This window comes from Saprospiraceae bacterium (assembly GCA_016709995.1).
Classification (GTDB): domain Bacteria; phylum Bacteroidota; class Bacteroidia; order Chitinophagales; family Saprospiraceae; genus JADJLQ01.
In genome coordinates this window covers 1,235,795-1,254,784 of the sequence record JADJLQ010000001.1, presented here as the reverse complement: position 1 = coordinate 1,254,784, position 18,990 = coordinate 1,235,795, and the positions used below count along the sequence as shown (strand labels likewise).

Below are 18,990 nucleotides of genomic sequence, written 5' to 3'. Positions count from 1 at the left end.
TTTGCCGAATAGCCCCTGTGAGTTGATATCCATGTAGGCTTTGTTCCGCCAGCCAACATCAATCTTGCTATATGCCTAATAACCCATTGGTGGAACCATGTAGGTTTTATTTCAAATGAATATCCCAATCTAAAATCAGATAATTCTAAATAGTTCCAACCTCCCTGGTTTGCCGAATAGCCCTTGTGTGCTGATAACCATATAGGTTTTGTAACAGACATTAGCCAATATCAACTATATAATCAAAGCCCCCCGGTCCCGATGAAACCAAAAAGAGTAGAGAATAAGTTGATGATTAAGGAAGGTTTATCGGGATCGGGGTACACGGCCTTTTTTTTGAGCCTCTTTTCAAATCGTTGGAGCCCCCCGGTCCCGATGAAACCAAAAAGAGTAGAGAATAAGTTGATGATTAAGGAAGGTTTATCGGGATCGGGGTACACGGCCTTTTTTTTGAGCCTCTTTTCAATCAAGTGGAGCCCCCGGTCCCGATGAAACCAAAAAGAGTGGAGAAGAAGTTGATGGTTTAGGAGGGTTTATCGGGATCGGGGTACACGGCCTTTTTTTTGAGCCTCTTTTCAAATCGTTGGAGCCCCCCGGTCCCGATGAAACCAAAAAGAGTAGAGAATAAGTTGATGATTAAGGAAGGTTTATCGGGATCGGGGTGCACGGCCTTTTTTTGGAGCCTCTTTTCAATCAAGTGGAGCCCCCCCGGTCCCGATGAAACCAAAAAGAGTGGAGATGAACTTGATGGTTTAGGAGGGTTTATCGGGATCGGGGTGCACGGCCTTTTTTTGGAGCCTCTTTTCAATCAAGTGGAGCCCCCCGGTCCCGATGAAACCAAAAAGAGTGGAGATGAACTTGATGGTTTAGGAGGGTTTATCGGGATCGGGGTGCACGGCCTTTTTTTGGAGCCTCTTTTCAAGTGGCACATAAAAAAAAGGCCGTGCCCCCCGACACGACCTTTCGTTTTTTATTGACTCTAGGTTCAATAAATATGTTGCAAAGGTAAAAATTAGTTGAATATATACCTAACTCCTAGCTGGATTTGCCATACATCGGATAAAGAACTACCGGTTTGAGTAGCATTAGTTGGCAATGCGTTACTGATCTCTGTAAATCTGTACACTGGTTGATTAGTTGTAGCATTTCTACTTCTAAACTGAAGTGGATTACGAGTAGTCGTCACGGTAGCAACGCCCCAATCGCTATTAATAAAATTAGTGAGGTTGACCATGTCCAATCTGAATTGAAGTGTATTTCGTTGACCAGCTACTTTTACAGAGATATCTTGTGTGATACTGGCATCCACCGTGGTCAACCAGGGAAGAAGATATCCATTACGGGTAGCATAACTTCCTTTATTGTCAGAAAGGTAGGGAGAGCTGGCAATAAACTTATCAAAGGCAGCTTTTTGAGCATCCACAGTCACTGTACGGGCACTGGCACCTGATCCAACAGTGTATTGTTCAAATTGAATTTCGCTGGAGGAGGTAGGGATATACATCAGGTCATTAGAAGTTTGTGCATCACCATTTAGATCTCCATTGACTATATAGGTGGCGCGTCCGATATTACCTGACTGTAGTCCCAGGTTAAAGGCTGTTGAAGCAAATTTACTCCAGGGAATTTTATAATACATACCAGCGATGATACGATGTCTTTGGTCATTGTCACTAAATGCTAATTGCTGAAGATTGTTACCCAACAGGCTGGGGTTGTCTCTCCAGGAAGAGAACGCAATAGAGCCGGCAGTCATCAAATCTTTAGCTTCGCCAAAATTGTAGGCAGCATTCAAAAAGAAATTCTTAGCAAACTGCTTTTGAACTTGTGCAGTCAAAGAATAAGTGTAACCTTTATTTGTATTGGTCAGTAAAATAGCATCGGTGATTTTATCGACTATTCTTAAAGCATTGTTCTGTGCAGTACTGGTTAAACCTAAACCTGGAAAAGTAGGTCTGTTATCGGCTCCACTATAAGATCCGGTAGCTTTTTCCTGATTAGCATTGATATAATAGATTTGATTTAAGTTTTTACTGAATATTCCCTCCAGTGTTCCGACCATACCAAAAGGCATTTTGAAGTCAACGCCGATATTGGTTCTCAATAATTGTGGAAACTTAAAGTTTGGATCCGTGACAGCAATATTGTAAGAAGCGGGAGTGGTAGCGTTTTCAGGAATATATTTTTCTACATTATCTGAAAACGGATAGTTTTTGGTATCATTGAAAGTAAATGAACCTGTCAAAATACCATTATTACCTACCTGGTTGGAGATCCATACAAAAGCAGGTCTTCCGGAGAATATACCGGTACCTCCACGAATTTGTAAAGAACGATCACCTTTGACATCCCAGTTAAATCCAACTCGGGGTGAAAAAAGGATTTTCGCACCAGGCAGTTTAGAGGTGCTGAGTTTTAAAGGTTTGTTTTCTGCATCTTGGAAAGTAAATCCTTCTACCTCTGGATTATTGCGTGCTGTTTTTCCAAATATTGGCATATCGAGCCTAAGTCCATAGGTTAGTTTGAACTTATCCTGCATCATATTAAGCTCATCTTGAATATAGATACCAGGTTGAGATGCTCTCGTAGTTGCAGTTGGCAAGGCGTGACCTGGCAGAGCTGAGTAAGTCAAAGCATACCTTCTGGCTGTGATACTGGCATCACCATTGGCTGCAGCATAAAAATCTTCTAATGAATTGTAGACATACTGACCATAATATGTAGGTGTAAAGGTGTTGTCAAATTTGAAAGTTTCAACATTTACACCTGCTGTAATCGTATGCCGGCCAGCGTAGAAGGTCACATCATCTTTAAACTGCCAGGTATCTGTATTTAAAATATTGTTGGCTGTAAATGGTTCATATCCAAAGGAGGTGTACGTTGTACCATCCTTTAGAATATCAACCAATGGGAATACACCGCCTCCACTACTTCTGTAATCTCTGTTGGCGGTATAACCAAACTGTAGGTTATTGGACATTTTACTCCCCAGGATTGTATTTAACTCGACGATGCCAGAGTATAGGTCATTGTTGATAATATAGTTGGCATTTTGAAAATTCATGGCAAACAAATTATTGCTTCTGTTTCCGCTGACCACACCACTATTACTCATAGTCACATCCCTAAATGATTTGAGATAATTAAATCTCACACTCAGGCGATTTTTCTGATTGATATTGTAATCTATTTTAGCTAGCCCTTTACGGCTCTCAGTTGCTAAAGGAAATCCTTCGTATGCCCCAGTGTTGTAGTTAAATTTGGTTTTAAGAAAGGCTGATAAGGCATCAAGATCTGATGCCAATACACGAGTTACGTTATTGCCGGAAGTGCCCCGATTAGCCAAATAAGAGCTAGAAGGATCCGAGCGCAATTCCTGCTCGTAGTTAACGAAATAGAACAATTTATTTTTGATGATGGCACCACCCAGGCGGCCTCCAGCTTGTTTTACATTAAAATTGGCTGTGACAACATCCGTTCCTGCCGCATTGGAGCCAACATAATCCTGGTTGCGGCCACTAAAAAATACAGAACCCTGGGTCTTGTTAGTACCTGAGCGTGTCACGGCGTTAATACCAGCGCCGGTAAATCCACCTTGTCTGACATCATAAGGTGCTAAACTCACCTGGATCTCTTCAATAGCATCCAGTGATATCGGGGTTGAATTAGTTTGTCCACCTGGTGCACTGGCCAGACCAAAACTATTATTAAAAATAGTTCCGTCGATGGTGAGATTGTTAAATCTGCTGTCCTGGCCTGCAAATGATACTCCTGAGCCAGCGGTAGATGCAACGGACGATGATCTGGACTGGGGCACAAATCGTAAGAAGTCATTCAAACCCCGGCTGATAGTCGGCATAGCTTCAAGCATTTCTTTTTTGATAGTGGCACCAGCACCGGTTCTTTCAGAACTCAGAATAGATCCTTTGTCACTTACGACGGTAACCTCTTCGATCAAAGAGGATTCTTCACCCAATTTAGCCCTGAACTGCAGCGTTTGGCCTAGTGACAATTCAATGTTTTTTTCTTGATAAGTGTTATAACCTACATAAGATACGGTGATAGAGTAAGGTCCACCAATACGTACATTGGGTATGTTAAATCTACCATCCTCCCGGGTAGCTGTACCATACTGCGAGCCAGAGGGTTCGTGTATAGCGATGACAGTAGCTCCAATCAAGGGCTCACCGCTTTTGTCTGTGATCAATCCTGCTATATTCGCAGAGGTAACACCTTGTCCAAATGACAAAGTACTGATACCGGCAAAAAGAATCATAAGTATGATTTTGGTTACCGATGTAGAGAGCGTGTAAAATTCCTTCATTTCTCAGGTAAAATTTGATTTCGGCGCAAAAATACGACACACATATTAAGAAAAAATTAATTTATGATAAAACTTTATATATTAATTATTACAATATGATGATTAAAAATATACCCTCATTTTCAGTTCTTTATACGTTAAAAAGTGCATTTTTGTGATCTATTGCATATTATCAAACTTAGTTATTGGAAATGAGCCAAATAGGTGAAGAAATAAAAAAGCTGCTGGAAGAGCATCAATCCCTCAAAAAATCAGAAGCCAGGCTGGCTGAAATCGTGCCTGAAATCGAAAATGTGAACCGTGAAGTCCAAACGCTGGAACAACAAATGCGTAAAGAGTTTGAGGATATTGAAAACCTCGAAAAATTAGGGATGAAAGCACTTTTTTACAAGGTTTTAGGTAGCCAGGAGGAGCAGTTAGAAAAAGAAAGACAAGAATACCTACAGGCATCCCTTAAATACGATCAGGTTCGGAAAAATTTAGAGCTCCTCGAATTTGAGTATAATATATTGAAAAAAAAATCAGGAAATCTAGCGACAATAGAGCAGAAGCTCAATGATTTAAGTGTGAGACAAGAGAAAGAATTGATCAATATGCCGGGTGCCGCTGCGCTGGAAATCAAAAAAATCTACCTCCAAATCGATCAGCAGGAAAGGTTGAAAATAGATATATCAGAAGCAATCAAAGCCGGATTAAAGGCATTAGAGTGCATTGATGCCGTCATAGCAGGATTGCAACAAGCACATAACTGGGGGCAATGGGATGTAAGTGGTCGTAATCCGATGAGCAACCACCTTAAATATTCAGCGATTGATAAGGCCAAGGACTGGGCTTATGAGTCGAATCGACAACTTAAAGTATTTGAGAAAGAATTATTAGATGTGTACAAGCAGATTCCAGAAGATTTTCAACTACATATCGATTCCTTTAACCGATTTATCGATGTCTTTTTTGATAATCTGATTACAGATTGGATTATTCAACAAAAAATTTACAATGCGCTTAATAACACCTTAAATATCAGGGATAAAGTAGTAAGAATGATCAAAACTTTAGAAGGTGAAAATCCTAAAGTAGCTCAAACTATTAGTACGCTGGAGCAACGTAAAAAGGAGTTTATCCTGTCCAATACTGTTTAACCCAGGACTGCAGTCTAATCTGGATATGATATAAGGAGAGTAGATAATCAATCCTCTATACCACCTCCTGCCTGAGATATATATTTATCCACATCAGTAGACTCCGGTGATAATGGAAAATCACTTTTCAATTTTTTAAACTCTGCCAATCCTCCGGGCATATCCTTTTGATACAAATAGAGCATGCCTAATTTCTTTATATAATATGGTGTGAGCAATTCATTGTTGCCAGCTGCTATGGCTTTCTTATAAAATGAAATTGCATTAGAGAAATCTTTTTTCTCAGAGTAAGCATCTCCAATGGTTCCTAAGCGAGTGATATTGGTAGGTTCATCTTTGGCATTGTAATCATTAAGAAATTCAATAGCTGCATCATGCTGACCCAGGTGCAAATAGCAGATACCCGCATAATATTTGGCCAGATTGGCTGATTTGGTGCCACTGTAAGTCTCTATGATATCGAGAAATCCTGAATATCCACCGCCGGGATTAGTCAAGGCGAGTCTAAACGAGTCTTTTTCAAATTGTTGCTCAGCCAGCATCATTTGCTCTATCGCTCTTTTTTGTCGGGGCTGTTGATACAGTAAAAAATATGCAAGTAATCCGCCAACGAGCAATATCAAGCCTCCTCCAGCAATGGAAATAAGCTTTTGATTGTGTTCAAAGAAACTTTTGGTTTTTTGTTGAACTTCTACCAGATCCAATAACTTTTCATCCGGTTTATTCTTATTCGTATTAACTTTTGCCATGCTGGGTCTTAAAAAAATTTGCGCAAAGATAAATATTTTAATCTACCTCGCAAATTTGTGAAAATATTAAAAATTTAATTTGTTATTGCCTCACTATCAATATTGAATCTGGACTTAAGACACAAAAGGGTAATCCGGCTGCACATAATTGTCTGTAAAAAGCTCAGAAGGATCAGGGAAAGGTGATTCTTCTGCAAAGGCCACTGCATCATCAATCTCTTGTTTGATCTTGTCCTTAATGATGAGCAACTCTTCTTCTGTACAGATGTTTTCGGCCAATATTTTTTCTTCAAGGGTTTCTATAGGGTCCTTTTCCTGATATTGGTGTAATTCTTCTTTTGACCGGTAATTAGCTGGATCACTCACTGAATGGCCTTTATATCTATAGGTCATGATCTCCAGGAAATAAGGGCCTTGACCTGACCTGATATGATCGGCTGCTTCCAGGATAGCTTCATGGACAGATTCCACATTCATGCCATCTACACGTTTTGATGGCATATCAAAAGCTGCGCCTATCCGGTAGATCTCTTTAACGTTGCTCGTCCTTTCTACCGAAGTTCCCATTGCATAGCCATTGTTTTCACAGATGTACAGGACCGGCAGCTTCCAGGTCATAGCCATGTTAAAAGCTTCAAATACAATGCCTTGCCTGGCTGCTCCATCCCCAAACATGGTGACACAAAGCAAATCCGTGCCCTTATATTTTTCAGCAAAACCGATACCTGTACCGATGCCTATCTGAGCACCCACTATACCATTCCCTCCAAAAAAACGATGCTCCTGTGAGAAAAAATGCATGGATCCTCCTTTGCCTTTTACACATCCTCCAGACTTGCCAAACAGCTCAGCCATACAGGTTGAGGGACTCAGTCCTCTTGACAATGCTATGCCATGTTGTCGATAGCCTGTGACCAAAGCATCTTCAGCTCTGATAGCTGTAACCAAGCCGCCCGCAATGGCCTCCTGACCTATATATACGTGGCAAAATCCCCTGATTTTCTGTTGACTATACATGAGAAGTGTACGCTCTTCAAATTTTCTGATTCTAAACATGGTTTCAAACCACTTCAGATAAGTGGCTTTATCATATTTATTGGCGGTAGCGACTACTTTTTTATCTATCACTTGCATGTACAAGAATTTTGACAAAGATAAACACTCTATTCATTATAGTTTTACATAAAAATTATTGATACTTAAAGTTTGGTGGCGTAGAAGCAGTGTCCAAGGAATTCTATTGATAATGAATATTTTATAGATATTTGGATCCTAACAATCAGATTTAATAAAGCATCGTACTTTCTTCCATCATACTGACTCAATTTAAAAATTATCCCTTTCAGGAAATAACATTCGCTGAAGGATTTAATTTAATTTATGGCTACAATGGGAGCGGTAAAACCAATATTTTAGATGCTATACATTATTTGGCCTTGACCAAAAGTCATTTTGTCCCTCAGGATCGAATGGCGATCATGCAAGGATCAGATTTTTTTCGATTGGAAGGCCATTTTGTTAATGCTTCCAATAACACCAAGGTAGTGATCAAATATAGACCTGCAGAGAAAAGGCTCGAAGTCAATGACGATCCATTGACCAGGCTAGCTGATCATATCGGGACGATTGGAATGGTGATGATCGCACCAGATGATCTCGATGTTATAGATGGCTTGAGTAATCTGCGACGGAAGTACATGGATGTATCTTTATCTCAACTTGACCGATCCTATTTGATGCATTTAAGCACTTATAAAAAGCTTTTAGATCAACGAAATGCTTATTTGAAGCAAACCCAGGTACCGGATACAGTTTTTCTCCAGGTATTAAATGAAAAAATGGCACCCAGTAGTGCTTATCTGCATCAATGTCGGAGTACATTTGTAGCTGCCCTTGAGCCCAATTTTCAATCATATTATGGAGCGATAAGTGGTGAAAAGGAAATGGTCTCACTCAAATATGAGTCAGAACTCAGTACTAAACCATTATTGGAGCTGTTCGGAGAGAGCCATCACCAGGATCTTAGAAACAGATACACACATAAAGGCAGCCATAAAGACGATTTAAAATTTTTAATCAATGGACAGGATCTGAAATATATTGGTTCGCAGGGTCAGAAAAAGACTTATTTGGTCAGCTTGTTTCTGGCGCAAGCAGATTATTTATCACATTTAATGCCTACGCCGCCTATAATATTACTGGATGATATCTTTGATAAGCTGGATACGCTCCGGGTCAGTCATCTTATGAGGACCCTGAGTGAGCTGCCTTGCAAACAAATCATCATGACAGATACCACAGACCATAGGGTAGGCGCTATCATCAATGAGCTATCCATGCCCTTAAAATATTTTAAAATAGAAAATGGTCAATGCCTATCAATGAAATAGGATAAATTTGTGCTGTGAAACGACATAATGATTTACCGATTTCTCAAGTACTTAAACAATGGAGCCAATCTCCCAAATTTAAACCCAGGTTGATCCAGGAAAAAATCGAGGCTGGATGGGAGGATTGGTTTGGGAAAACCATCTCAAAAAACACTGAAAAACTAGTGGTGAAGAATAATACCCTGTATGTCTATATTAAGTCGGGCCCTTTAAAATATGAAATGAATCTGGGAAGAGAGCAGATCAGGAGGATCCTCCACGAGCGCCTTGGAGAAAATTATTTTGAAGATATAGTCATCAATTAATCTTCCAGGATTTTAAACTGACTTATTAAATTTTAATTTTATAATTTCACTCAACATACCTTAAATAATCACTTTGTATGAAAACCGTCTGCTTTATCAGACATGCTAAATCAAGTTGGGATCAGGCTGGTCTATCAGATATAGATCGGCCTCTAAACATACGTGGAAAAACTACTGCACCCATCATGGCCAAAATTCTGGCTGATAAAGATATTACCCCTGATCTGATCATCTCCTCTCCTGCAAAAAGAGCCCGACAAACTGCAAAAGCATTTAGAAAGCAATATGGGATGAGCAAAAGCGACACCCAATTTGAACCATCTATCTATGGGGGTGATGAGCAAAATATTTTTGACATCTTGCGCAAGGTTGACAATGCCAGGGAAACAGTTTTCGTATTTGGACATAATCCTACAATGAATTACCTGGCCGCACTTTTTTCTGAAGACCATATACATGTGCCTACCTGCGGCATCATGGTGGTAAAGTTGAACATTACAGACTGGAAATCTCTTCAACCCGATCACAAAGGGTTACAGGAATTTATTTATCCAAAACAATATATTCCTGAAGAAGGTGAAGATTAGACCAATACTATATATTTTACTGGTCATCTTTTTATCAGGCTGTCAGTCCAAAGTGAAAACATTGAGTAAGGAGACCTATACAGACATCATCCTGGATCTGCAGGTAGGAGAAACTATAATCCTCAATTCAAAAGTGGATAATAAGGACAGTTTACGAAAAGCGATTCATCAAAAGATCTGTGAAATTTATGGTTTTTCGGATGTCGATCATTTAAAAGAAAGTCTTAAACCTTTGGAATCTGATCCACAATTAATGCTCGACATCACCAAGATTATGAGTGTCAAATTGGATGCCTTGGCAGATTCGGCAATAGCCTATCCTCAGTAAATCAACAGTTTACAACTTAATATTTATTTAATGTACTATATTAAGTTCTTTCAGCTTAATAGTATTTAATTTACATTTAATTAATATAACCAGTATATCACATGGAATCTAAGTTCAAAGTCTTAGTAGTAGATGATGAACCGGATATAACCGAGTTTTTGTCCTACAATCTTACAAAAAATGGATTTGAAGTGAGGTCAGCATCTACTGCCGATGAAGCTATGGAGATTGCAAGGGTATTTAAACCTCATGTTTTTGTTTTGGATATTATGATGCCTGGTAAAACAGGAATAGACCTTTGCAAAGACATCAGGAGAGATGATACTTTTAAATCTTCCATGATCGCGATGCTTACTGCGCGGCAGGAGGATCAGATCCAGATCGATGCATTGAATGTAGGAGCTGATGATTACATCACCAAACCGCTGAAGCCATCTGTGTTTTTGAGCCGAATACAGGCTTTGTTGAGGAGGATGGAGCCTTCTGCCAAGGAGCATAAACTTGAATTCAATGAGCTGGTGATCGATCCTGTCAATTTCATCATCAGCATAGAAGGAAAACAAATAGATCTGCCCAAAAAAGAATTTGAGATATTATACCTTCTCGCCAGCCGACCAGGCAAGGTATTCAACCGAACAGAGATATTGTCAAAGATCTGGGGGAAAGAGGTAATCGTTGGTGACAGGACCATCGATGTACACATCAGGAAACTCAGAGAAAAGATTGGAGAAAAATATGTTCAGACCATTAAAGGAGTTGGATATAAATTTGTGTTCTAAAATGGTTGATGGACAATATTACGCTTAGAAAGATTGCTCTCCTCGCCGGTGCGGTCGTCACTGCATCTGTATATTTCAATGATTGGTTGATTAGTTCATTATTATTCAACGAAAATTCTACTACGGTTAATATCATTGTTTCTCTGGCTACCGGTTTGATAGCATATTGGTTTACTGAAAAAGCTGTCAATTATTTTCTGCTAAAAAGGTTGAAACAGATCTACCAAATGATCTACCGTCAAAATCATAAATCGATTGACACCGTTAAAATAGACCTTGACAAACCATTGTTCAAAGAAGTGGAAAATGAAGTCTCTCTATTTATTAAGGCACAAAAAAACGAAATGAATACCCTCCGGCACCTGGAAAACTACAGGAAAGATTTTGTGGGTAATGTCGCGCACGAATTAAAAACCCCAATCTTCAATATTCAAGGTTATGTGCACACCTTGATCGATGGGGCTATAGATGACCCTGAAGTCAATAAGTCATATCTGCAAAAGGCTGCAGACAATATAGATAGATTAATCAAAATTATTGAAGACCTGGATTCAATCTACAAACTTGAATCTAATCAGCTCAAATTAGAATGGCAATCCATCGACTTAGGCCAGTTTATTGATTCTATGATGGATGAGATAAAATTGCTTGCGCTTGAAAAATCCGTCACTGTCCGCTATGAACCAGAGGTGGAGAGTGATATAGACATCATAGCAGATCCGGATTATTTACGCCAGGTATTTATCAATTTATTGGAGAACTCCATTAAATATGGGAGGGAGCAACGAGGAGAAACATTAATCAAGGTGCTGGAGCTGGATACGCAGGTATTGGTAGAGATCAATGACAATGGTCCGGGCATTGAAGCCAGGCACTTAAGGCATTTATTTGATCGATTCTACAGAGTAGACAAAGCCAGATCCAGGCAAGCAGGAGGCAGTGGACTAGGTCTTTCTATCGTCAAGCATATTATAGAAGCTATGGGGCAAAGTATTCAGGTGCGTAGTACTATTGGATCAGGCAGTACATTTAGTTTTACACTTGACAAGGCCAGCCCAAAGCGTTTGCTTCAAATGCAAAACGATCTTGCTTCAGGACCTAATTAATGAATTAACATTACAGGTGTCCAACGTAGAGTAGGGGGTAATTAAGGAGTTGGTATTGCCGGATTTTAGATGATCGACGATGACATCCCTGTATTTAAAGAAATTAGGCAATTCTGCCTTCGGCATCGGATCTGGGTCTGGAAAATTTTCTTTTAGATGATTGACTTGTTTGCCGTTTTTCCAAAACCTAAAACATACATGAGGCCCGGTTGCTAATCCTGATTGACCCACATAGCCAATAGTCTGACCCTGATTGACATGCGTCCCTGGATGGATACCAGCTCCGAGTTTGGACATATGCAGATATTGAGTTTCATACATTTTATCATGTCGGATTTTTACAAATAAGCCATTTCCACCACGTTTGGTGGATTCCTCGATCGTACCCGCAGCTACAGCCCTGATAGGCGAACCGTACCTTGCTGCATAATCGGTACCCATATGGGGTCTTCGATATTTCAGGATAGGGTGTAGCCTGTTCATATTAAACTTTGAGGAGATGTAACCAATTTCTACCGGCGATTTTAAAAAGGATTTTTTGGTAGGAGCACCATTAAGGTCAAAATAACCTTTCTGCTTTTCAAATTCATAGTAGATAGCAACGTTCTCCTTATTCTCATTTTTAAAATAAGCACCTATAAGATTGCCTATATTGACAATTTGGTCATCTATGGATCTGGTCTCGTAGATTAACCTGAACGAATCTCCTTTTTGGACATGATAGAAATCTATCTGGCTACCAAGTGCATTTTCCATTAAAGAAATGAGTTCAAGAGTCGCCCCTTTGGTCTCCATCGCTTCCCAAAGTGAAGACTCTATATGACCTTCATCAAATACGATGGAAGTATTGAAAGGACGGTTGACTATTTTTGCTTGAGGTTCATCCCCAAGTTTATATACCACATAAGACCATGCATTGGGTTCATAAACCAAAAAGTCAGGTTTGCCACAAGGTGTAGAGGAGACGGTAGCATACTTCTTGCCGACTTGAAGTTTAGTGACAGAAAAGACATTTTTAGCTTTTTCAGCCAAAGACATGATACAGTCATTGGATACACCGCAATTGGACAGGATTTTTCCAACAAAGTCATTTTTTAAGATTTTGCCCTCTTCAATATGAAAAAGCGATTCATCAAACCCATATTTCACTACAGGATCTACACAATGATCAATAGAAGTACCGGCTAATGCAGCTTTTGGACTGCTCATAAATGAGCTGGCAGGGATAATAAAAAAGGTGCAAAAAAGTAAAAAGCTTGAGAATAAAAACAAGCTAAACTTTGGATTGGTGGAAGCGACAAAAGTCGTATTATCTTGACGATGACTAATTTTCACGGTCAGTACACAGTTTAGGTTAATAAATAAAATCGTTTAGACTATTGATCTAGTCCAGAATCCTTTCGGGCTAAAATTATGCCAAAATATTCAGACTCCGTATATTTTAACATATGCTAAGTTTTATACTTATTTGCCTCATTTTGAATAATTTGACGACCTTTGCGGTTGATGCAAACCCATCCATTTTATTCCCCTGGTTCTCTTAATTGCAGGGGGAAACTGATTCCTTTAGAAGCTCCTTTAGTTATGGGTGTAATCAATATTACAAGTGATTCTTTTTATTCTGGTTCGAGGAAGTCGGCTGCTCACAGCATATCAGAGTCAGCGAACAAGATGATCAATGAGGGAGCGACCTTTATAGATTTAGGCGCAGCATCATCAAGGCCGGGAGCCAAACCAATATCATCAGACCTGGAGATAGAACGATTAAGGATGGCATGTGAGGTTGTTAGGTCAGAATGTCCTGGTGCCCTCATCTCTATCGATGCTCATAAAGTAGAAATTCTGCAAGCTATTGAGCCTTACCACATTGATATGGTCAATGATATATCCGGAGGGAAGGCAGGAGATGAGATCTGGTCGTGGACAGGTGCTCAGAGGGTACCTTATGTGCTCATGCATATGAAAGGTACACCAGAGTCGATGCAATCTGAAGCCCGGTACACCGACTTGATGGCAGAGATATTGGATTATTTTATTGAAAGGATTCCAAAAATTTTGGCCCAGGGCATTAAGGATGTTTTTATTGACCCGGGAATTGGCTTTGCCAAGACTGTAGAACAAAATTATGCTCTCCTAAAGCATCTTGAAGTTCTTGCGATACTGGATCTCCCAATCATGGTAGGCCTTTCACGCAAGTCTTTGATTTGGAAGACATTAGGAGTGCAGCCTGAAGACGGACTCAATGGTAGCACCGCTTTGCACATGCATTGTCTCAACAAAGGGGCAAAAATGCTTAGGGTCCACGATGTAAAAGAAGCCATGCAGACGATCAAACTTTGGCAAAAATTAAATCAAGCTACACTGCAGTCCACCGATTAACACCTTTGATCTTATGGATATAAACAAAGCTAATTTTGTTAAGCTCTACTTAATTGTCTTGCCAAGGTAACTATAAATCAATTTGTTGCGTTATTTTAGTTAAGTATGGAAAGCAAGCCAACAGCACCCTACAATCCCACCATCTTCGGTAAAATCATGCGGAGATTGTTGCTGTTTGTATTTATAATTATAGGTCTGCTTTTATTGCTTACTTTGGTGCTGCAGGTGCCTGCGGTGCAAAATATAGCTCGTCAGAAGACAGAAGTATATTTGCAGGATAAATTAAATCAGAAAGTTTCAATTGGGAAAATTCGCCTGGAATGGCTGAGCAATCTGCAGATAAATCAATTTTATGTAGAAGACGCTTTAAAAGATACGGCCTTATATGCAGGTTATTTATCAGCCAGTATCGATATGAATATCCTGGCTTTGATTCGGGGCCAATTATCCATCCACGATATTAAACTTCAGGATGTTAGTATTAATAACCAAATTATGGATGGGGATTCAACCAGCACACTCACTTCTATCCTGAACCGTCTTTTTGTGCCCAAAGCTAATAAGGATCAGGCCCAAAAATCTGCCTTAGAGTTAGACCTGAAAAATATCTCACTGGATAGAGTTTCCTTCAGGGATAAGTCAGATAAAATAGACAATAGTTATATTCTTGAAAATGGAGAGTTGGCCATAGAGAAAGTGGATATAACCAACAAAACGATCCTGATTAATACCATCCAATTGAATGGACCTGAGATTAATCTGTCAAAACTAGGGCTTCTGGCCCAAAAATCGGGTAAAGCACTGTGGACTGATACAAACTGGGTAATAAAAATAAATAAATTGAGTGTGGCAAATGGCAAATTTGCCACCGAAGGCTGGCCTAACCAATCCATTTTGAACAGGTTGGGGCAGCACATGAATGATGCTCGAATATCCCTGGAAAATGTGGTTTTAGACAAAGGTGCATTAAGCTTTAAAGTCGAGCAAATACAAGCGCTTAACCAAGAAGGTTGGGGGATTAAATCTTTCCAGGTGGATAAAGTATTCTTCGATAACCACCAGGCTCAAGCTCTAGGAATGGCACTGAATACAACTGAGAGTTATGTCTCCGATTCGCTGACATTTAGATATGATTCCTTAGGTGACTTTAAATTTTTTGCAGATCGGGTAAAATTGGATGTCAATTTTAAAAATACAGCCATCTCTTTAAAAGAATTAAGTGAATGGATACCCAGCATGGATCAGTCGGCATTTATCAAAAAATATTATAACCAAAAGGTATATCTCGATGGTAAGTTTACAGGTACTTTGAACGAACTAGCGAGTAAAAATACCAGGATCAGACTGAAAGATTTGGCTGAGTTTGATGGCCGAATTGAGATCACGGATCTGACCAAGCCCAAAGAAGCATTTTATTCGCTTCGAATAAATTCTCTGACTACCCAAGCCAAGATTCTACGTGATTTAATAAAAGGGATAGAAAAACTCCAAAATATTGATAAACTTGGAAATCTGAAATTCAAGGGAAGTTTTGATGGATCAATCCAGGATTTTGTGGCATATGGTATTTTGAATTCTGAACTCGGTATCACCAAAATGGATATGAGAATGAATACCAAAAATGGCATTGAGCAAGCCAGATATAGTGGAGAACTAGAGTTAAATAATTTTGATTTAAAAACCTGGACGGGCAATAGTGACTGGGGCAAGGTGTCACTTAAAGCCACCGTGTCAGACGGAGTCGGATTACAAGCCAAGTCTGCCAGTGCCAGCGTAAATGCCAATGTGGAAGTACTGGAGTTTAAAGGTTACACCTATTCTAATGCGATATTTAATGGCAAATTGCAGCAACGACTATTGGATGGTGCACTTAATATGCACGACAAGAACGCAGACCTTAATTTTAGTGGAAAGATAGATTTTACAGAAATTGCGCCTTCCTATGATTTTGTTTCAGAAGTAAAGAATCTGGATCTATATAAACTGAATTTGTCTAAACGGCCTCTGGCATTAAAAGGCGATATAGATATTTCCTTACAAGGGAAAAAAATAGAAGATTTAATAGGTGAAGTTAACCTCCAGCATCTTATTATCATTCAGGATACTTCAGAGGTGATCCTTCAAAACCTTTCTTTGACAGCGACACAGACGCTAGCAGGATTACAACGGCTGAATGTCAGGTCAGATTGGGTAGATGGCTTTATTGAAGGTAGTTATACACTCAAGGACATCTGGCCCGCATTGAGACAGCAAATGATCCTCCAATTTCCTGAAATTGCTCACAGTTTAGACCTGTATAAAAAATTATTAGCTACATCGGACAGTAACAAATTACAAAAATATCGATTTGAGTTCTTGATTAAAGACCTCGTGGGATTTGAAGAATTGCTCCACACGGAGATGTATGTTTCTCAGCCGATTAAAATAAGTGGAGCTGTCGATGCTGGTCAGAAATATTTCCAGACTAACTGGAATATCCCGGACCTTCGCGTGAAGAATTTAAGTATTTTCAATTCAGTAGGCCGCTTAGAAGCCAAAGGTGCTCTTGCCTTTACCTCTTCTTATGTAGACTCCACCATTTCTAAAGACTTTCGCATGCCGCATGTCGTGCTTACAGCTGACTTGTCCTATAACAAAATGAATTTTTCCATCAAAACCCCTAAAGTAGCAAACCTGATCAATAATGTCGCCTTGAATGGAACAATGGAATTAATCGATTCTACATATACATTAAAATTTGCAACTTCGCAGGTGTCGTTTCTGGATCGAAATTGGGACATATTACCAGACAATGAAATATCCTTTCGTCCGGGTTTTATAAGAACTAAAAATCTTCAGTTTGTCAATGGAATTGAAAAAATTGAATTTGCAAGTGTAGGTTCAAATGGATTGAAAGCAGAGGTTACTAATCTTGATATAAACTGGATCAATTCATTTATGCCACTTAAACAATGGCAGTTAAAAGGAAATGTCAACCTCAAAGCAGAGGTAGAAAATATAGCTAACCTAAAGGGATTAAAAGTGGCCGGATTAATAGATTCAATTTGGATCAATGATTCGTATTTTGGATTATTGGATTTGAACGCATACACACCCAGTATGAATCAACCGCTCAAGATAAGTCTGGCGATGTTGGATGGCAAGCGGCAGTTAATAGGGGAAGGGTACTATGATAAAGAAGGTTTGCTTTCTAATGGAGTAAAAAATAATTATCAGTTCAAAGTAATATTTAAAGATTTTCCTTTAAAGTTGTTTGAGTTTTTAATTGATGATATAGTGGACAATACCCAGGGCAATATGCAGGGCCGTTTAGACATCACTAAGGTTGATAATAAACCAAATTTTGATGGTGATATCCAAATAAGAGATGGTGGCTTGAAGGTAAACTACCTCAATACTACTTATAGTTTGGGCACACAGCCCGTGAAAATTAATAACAATATAATCAATGTGGCCGGAATCCAATTGAAGGATGAATTGGGTAATCTGGCTACTTTGAGCGGCGGCATCCTACATGATCATTTTAAAAATTTCAGACTGGATGCAGGCGTGTCTTCCAATAGATTTTTAGTCTTGAAGACTACCAAAGAGCAGAATCCGGATTATTATGGTACTGTGGTAGGAAACATGGTAGCAAGGTTTCATGGACCATTCAATATGATCGATATAGATGTGCAGGGCACTACGGCCAGGCCATCTGCACTGTATATTCCTATCAGTCAGGCCACCACCACCACCACAGATAGGCTGGTGCGATTTAGGCCTCAGGTTAATACAAATCAAGATACTTTGAAATCAAAAAGGATATTAGCGGCAAGAGGAGTATCTGTAGGTATAGATCTCACGGTTAACAATGATGCAGAAGTATCTTTGATATTTGATGAAAAAAAAGGAGATATCCTAAAAGGTGTTGGCAATGGAGTATTGCAAATGAGATTTGAACGCAGTGGAGATATCACTATGTATGGAAACTATGAAGTAGACCGGGGGGAATATTTATTTACGTTGTTTGGTGTGGTCAACAAACCTTTTTCAATTAAACAAGGTGGTACTATCCAATGGAATGGTGATCCGATAGGTGCTATCATTGATCTCGATGCAGAATACAAGGGGCTTACTTCAAATCTTATAAATCTTTTGCCCGAATACGAGAATTCACTTCAAAGCGGAGAGCTCAGGACCCAAGCTAATATAGACCTCGGCATGCATTTGTACGGCGAATTGTTCAAGCCTGAGATCAGTTTCAATATTGAAATCCCCAATCTTACTGGCAATTTGCGGAGCATAGTTGATCAAAAACTCAATCTGCTCAAATCCGATCAAAATGCGTTAAATCAGCAGGTATTGGGTTTGATGGTATGGGGTAGTTTTTTGCCCCCCAATCAACTGGTGGCATCCAGTGGGGTCATAGGTTCTACCATCAATAATCTTTCACAGTTCGTCAGTAGTCAGCTTTCATTATTGGTAGAAAATGCACTTAAGGAATTGGTTGCTGATAATAATGTAATTTCTGGATTTGATTTTGATGTCAACTATTACAACAATACCAATGCCGTTGATATCAACAACCTCTCTATTTTTGATGAGGTGAATATAAATCTTGGGCCTAAGTTTTTTGAAGATAGGTTGAGTGTAGGCGTTGGCGCCAATTTTGTCAATAGTACTTTGTTTGACAGACTGATCACTCCACACTTTGAAGTCGAATATGCCTTGACTAAAGACAGAAGACTTAAAATAAGAGCTTATGCAAGAAAAGATGATATCAGTCAGGGCCAATTAAAAGATCGTATCGGAGGCGGTATATCCTGGCGAAAAGAATTTGATTCCATAGAGGATTTTAGGCGGCAGCTCAATGATGATCTTAAACTGAAAAAATCTGAGCTTTAAGAATATTTTTTGTTATT

At 39.3% G+C, this 18,990-nt stretch carries 13 protein-coding genes; 9 read left to right on the top strand and 4 right to left on the bottom strand.

Features of this window, described 5'->3' with window-relative positions:
• Positions 1-1,012: 1,012 nt before the first annotated feature.
• Complete coding sequence (locus tag IPJ09_05275; GenBank protein ID MBK7370841.1) at positions 1,013-4,276, bottom strand: carboxypeptidase regulatory-like domain-containing protein; 3,264 nt, start codon at positions 4,274-4,276, stop codon at positions 1,013-1,015.
• 239 nt (positions 4,277-4,515) lie between these two features.
• Between IPJ09_05275 and IPJ09_05270 the strand changes: the two genes are divergently transcribed.
• On the top strand, positions 4,516-5,463 hold the full coding sequence (locus IPJ09_05270; GenBank protein MBK7370840.1) for a hypothetical protein: 948 nt from the start codon (positions 4,516-4,518) through the stop codon (positions 5,461-5,463).
• A gap of 47 nt (positions 5,464-5,510) precedes the next feature.
• Here IPJ09_05270 and IPJ09_05265 read toward each other — a convergent pair whose 3' ends face one another.
• Positions 5,511-6,212, bottom strand: a complete 702-nt coding sequence (locus IPJ09_05265) for a tetratricopeptide repeat protein (protein ID MBK7370839.1) — start codon at positions 6,210-6,212, stop codon at positions 5,511-5,513.
• Positions 6,213-6,326: 114 nt separating this feature from the next.
• A complete protein-coding gene (gene pdhA / locus IPJ09_05260) occupies positions 6,327-7,346 on the bottom strand; it encodes a pyruvate dehydrogenase (acetyl-transferring) E1 component subunit alpha (protein MBK7370838.1) in 1,020 nt (339 codons plus the stop codon).
• 161 nt (positions 7,347-7,507) lie between these two features.
• On the opposite strand from pdhA, the gene recF reads away from it, so the two are divergent.
• The 6 genes from recF (at position 7,508) to IPJ09_05230 (ending at position 11,707) form a co-directional block, all read left to right on the top strand.
• Positions 7,508-8,602, top strand: coding sequence for a DNA replication and repair protein RecF (gene recF, locus IPJ09_05255; GenBank protein MBK7370837.1), 1,095 nt, complete (start codon positions 7,508-7,510; stop codon positions 8,600-8,602).
• 14 nt (positions 8,603-8,616) lie between these two features.
• Entirely contained in the window at positions 8,617-8,907 is a 291-nt protein-coding gene (locus IPJ09_05250) for a DUF721 domain-containing protein (protein MBK7370836.1), read from the top strand.
• 77 nt (positions 8,908-8,984) lie between these two features.
• Positions 8,985-9,494 (top strand): histidine phosphatase family protein, encoded by a 510-nt coding sequence (locus IPJ09_05245; GenBank protein MBK7370835.1) that lies wholly within the window; start codon positions 8,985-8,987, stop codon positions 9,492-9,494.
• Entirely contained in the window at positions 9,484-9,822 is a 339-nt protein-coding gene (locus IPJ09_05240) for a hypothetical protein (protein MBK7370834.1), read from the top strand. The genes IPJ09_05245 and IPJ09_05240 overlap by 11 nt, the downstream gene beginning before the upstream one ends.
• Before the next feature lie 101 nt (positions 9,823-9,923).
• Positions 9,924-10,601, top strand: a complete 678-nt coding sequence (locus IPJ09_05235; GenBank protein ID MBK7370833.1) for a response regulator transcription factor — start codon at positions 9,924-9,926, stop codon at positions 10,599-10,601.
• Between the two features lie 8 nt (positions 10,602-10,609).
• A complete protein-coding gene (locus IPJ09_05230) occupies positions 10,610-11,707 on the top strand; it encodes a sensor histidine kinase (GenBank protein ID MBK7370832.1) in 1,098 nt (365 codons plus the stop codon).
• Here the strand turns inward: IPJ09_05230 and IPJ09_05225 are convergent.
• On the bottom strand, positions 11,693-12,916 hold the full coding sequence (locus IPJ09_05225; GenBank protein MBK7370831.1) for a M23 family metallopeptidase: 1,224 nt from the start codon (positions 12,914-12,916) through the stop codon (positions 11,693-11,695). The genes IPJ09_05230 and IPJ09_05225 overlap by 15 nt on opposite strands.
• A 375-nt stretch (positions 12,917-13,291) precedes the next feature.
• On the opposite strand from IPJ09_05225, the gene folP reads away from it, so the two are divergent.
• The gene (gene folP, locus IPJ09_05220; protein MBK7370830.1) at positions 13,292-14,086 is read left to right on the top strand and encodes a dihydropteroate synthase; all 795 of its coding nucleotides are present in this window, start codon (positions 13,292-13,294) and stop codon (positions 14,084-14,086) included.
• Between the two features lie 105 nt (positions 14,087-14,191).
• Positions 14,192-18,973, top strand: a complete 4,782-nt coding sequence (locus IPJ09_05215; protein MBK7370829.1) for a translocation/assembly module TamB domain-containing protein — start codon at positions 14,192-14,194, stop codon at positions 18,971-18,973.
• The last annotated feature ends 17 nt before the right edge of the window (positions 18,974-18,990 follow it).

What these genes read in the sequence shown, in the direction of transcription:
- IPJ09_05265 (MBK7370839.1), bottom strand. Translation starts at nt 6,212, where the DNA reads ATGGCAAAAGTTAATACGAATAAGAATAAACCGGATGAAAAGTTATTG.
- IPJ09_05245 (MBK7370835.1), top strand. Translation starts at nt 8,985, where the DNA reads ATGAAAACCGTCTGCTTTATCAGACATGCTAAATCAAGTTGGGATCAG.
- IPJ09_05230 (MBK7370832.1), top strand. Translation starts at nt 10,610, where the DNA reads ATGGACAATATTACGCTTAGAAAGATTGCTCTCCTCGCCGGTGCGGTC.
- IPJ09_05225 (MBK7370831.1), bottom strand. Translation starts at nt 12,916, where the DNA reads ATGAGCAGTCCAAAAGCTGCATTAGCCGGTACTTCTATTGATCATTGT.
- pdhA (MBK7370838.1), bottom strand. Translation starts at nt 7,346, where the DNA reads ATGCAAGTGATAGATAAAAAAGTAGTCGCTACCGCCAATAAATATGAT.
- IPJ09_05275 (MBK7370841.1), bottom strand. Translation starts at nt 4,276, where the DNA reads ATGATTCTTTTTGCCGGTATCAGTACTTTGTCATTTGGACAAGGTGTT.
- IPJ09_05235 (MBK7370833.1), top strand. Translation starts at nt 9,924, where the DNA reads ATGGAATCTAAGTTCAAAGTCTTAGTAGTAGATGATGAACCGGATATA.
- IPJ09_05270 (MBK7370840.1), top strand. Translation starts at nt 4,516, where the DNA reads ATGAGCCAAATAGGTGAAGAAATAAAAAAGCTGCTGGAAGAGCATCAA.
- IPJ09_05215 (MBK7370829.1), top strand. Translation starts at nt 14,192, where the DNA reads ATGGAAAGCAAGCCAACAGCACCCTACAATCCCACCATCTTCGGTAAA.
- folP (MBK7370830.1), top strand. Translation starts at nt 13,292, where the DNA reads ATGGGTGTAATCAATATTACAAGTGATTCTTTTTATTCTGGTTCGAGG.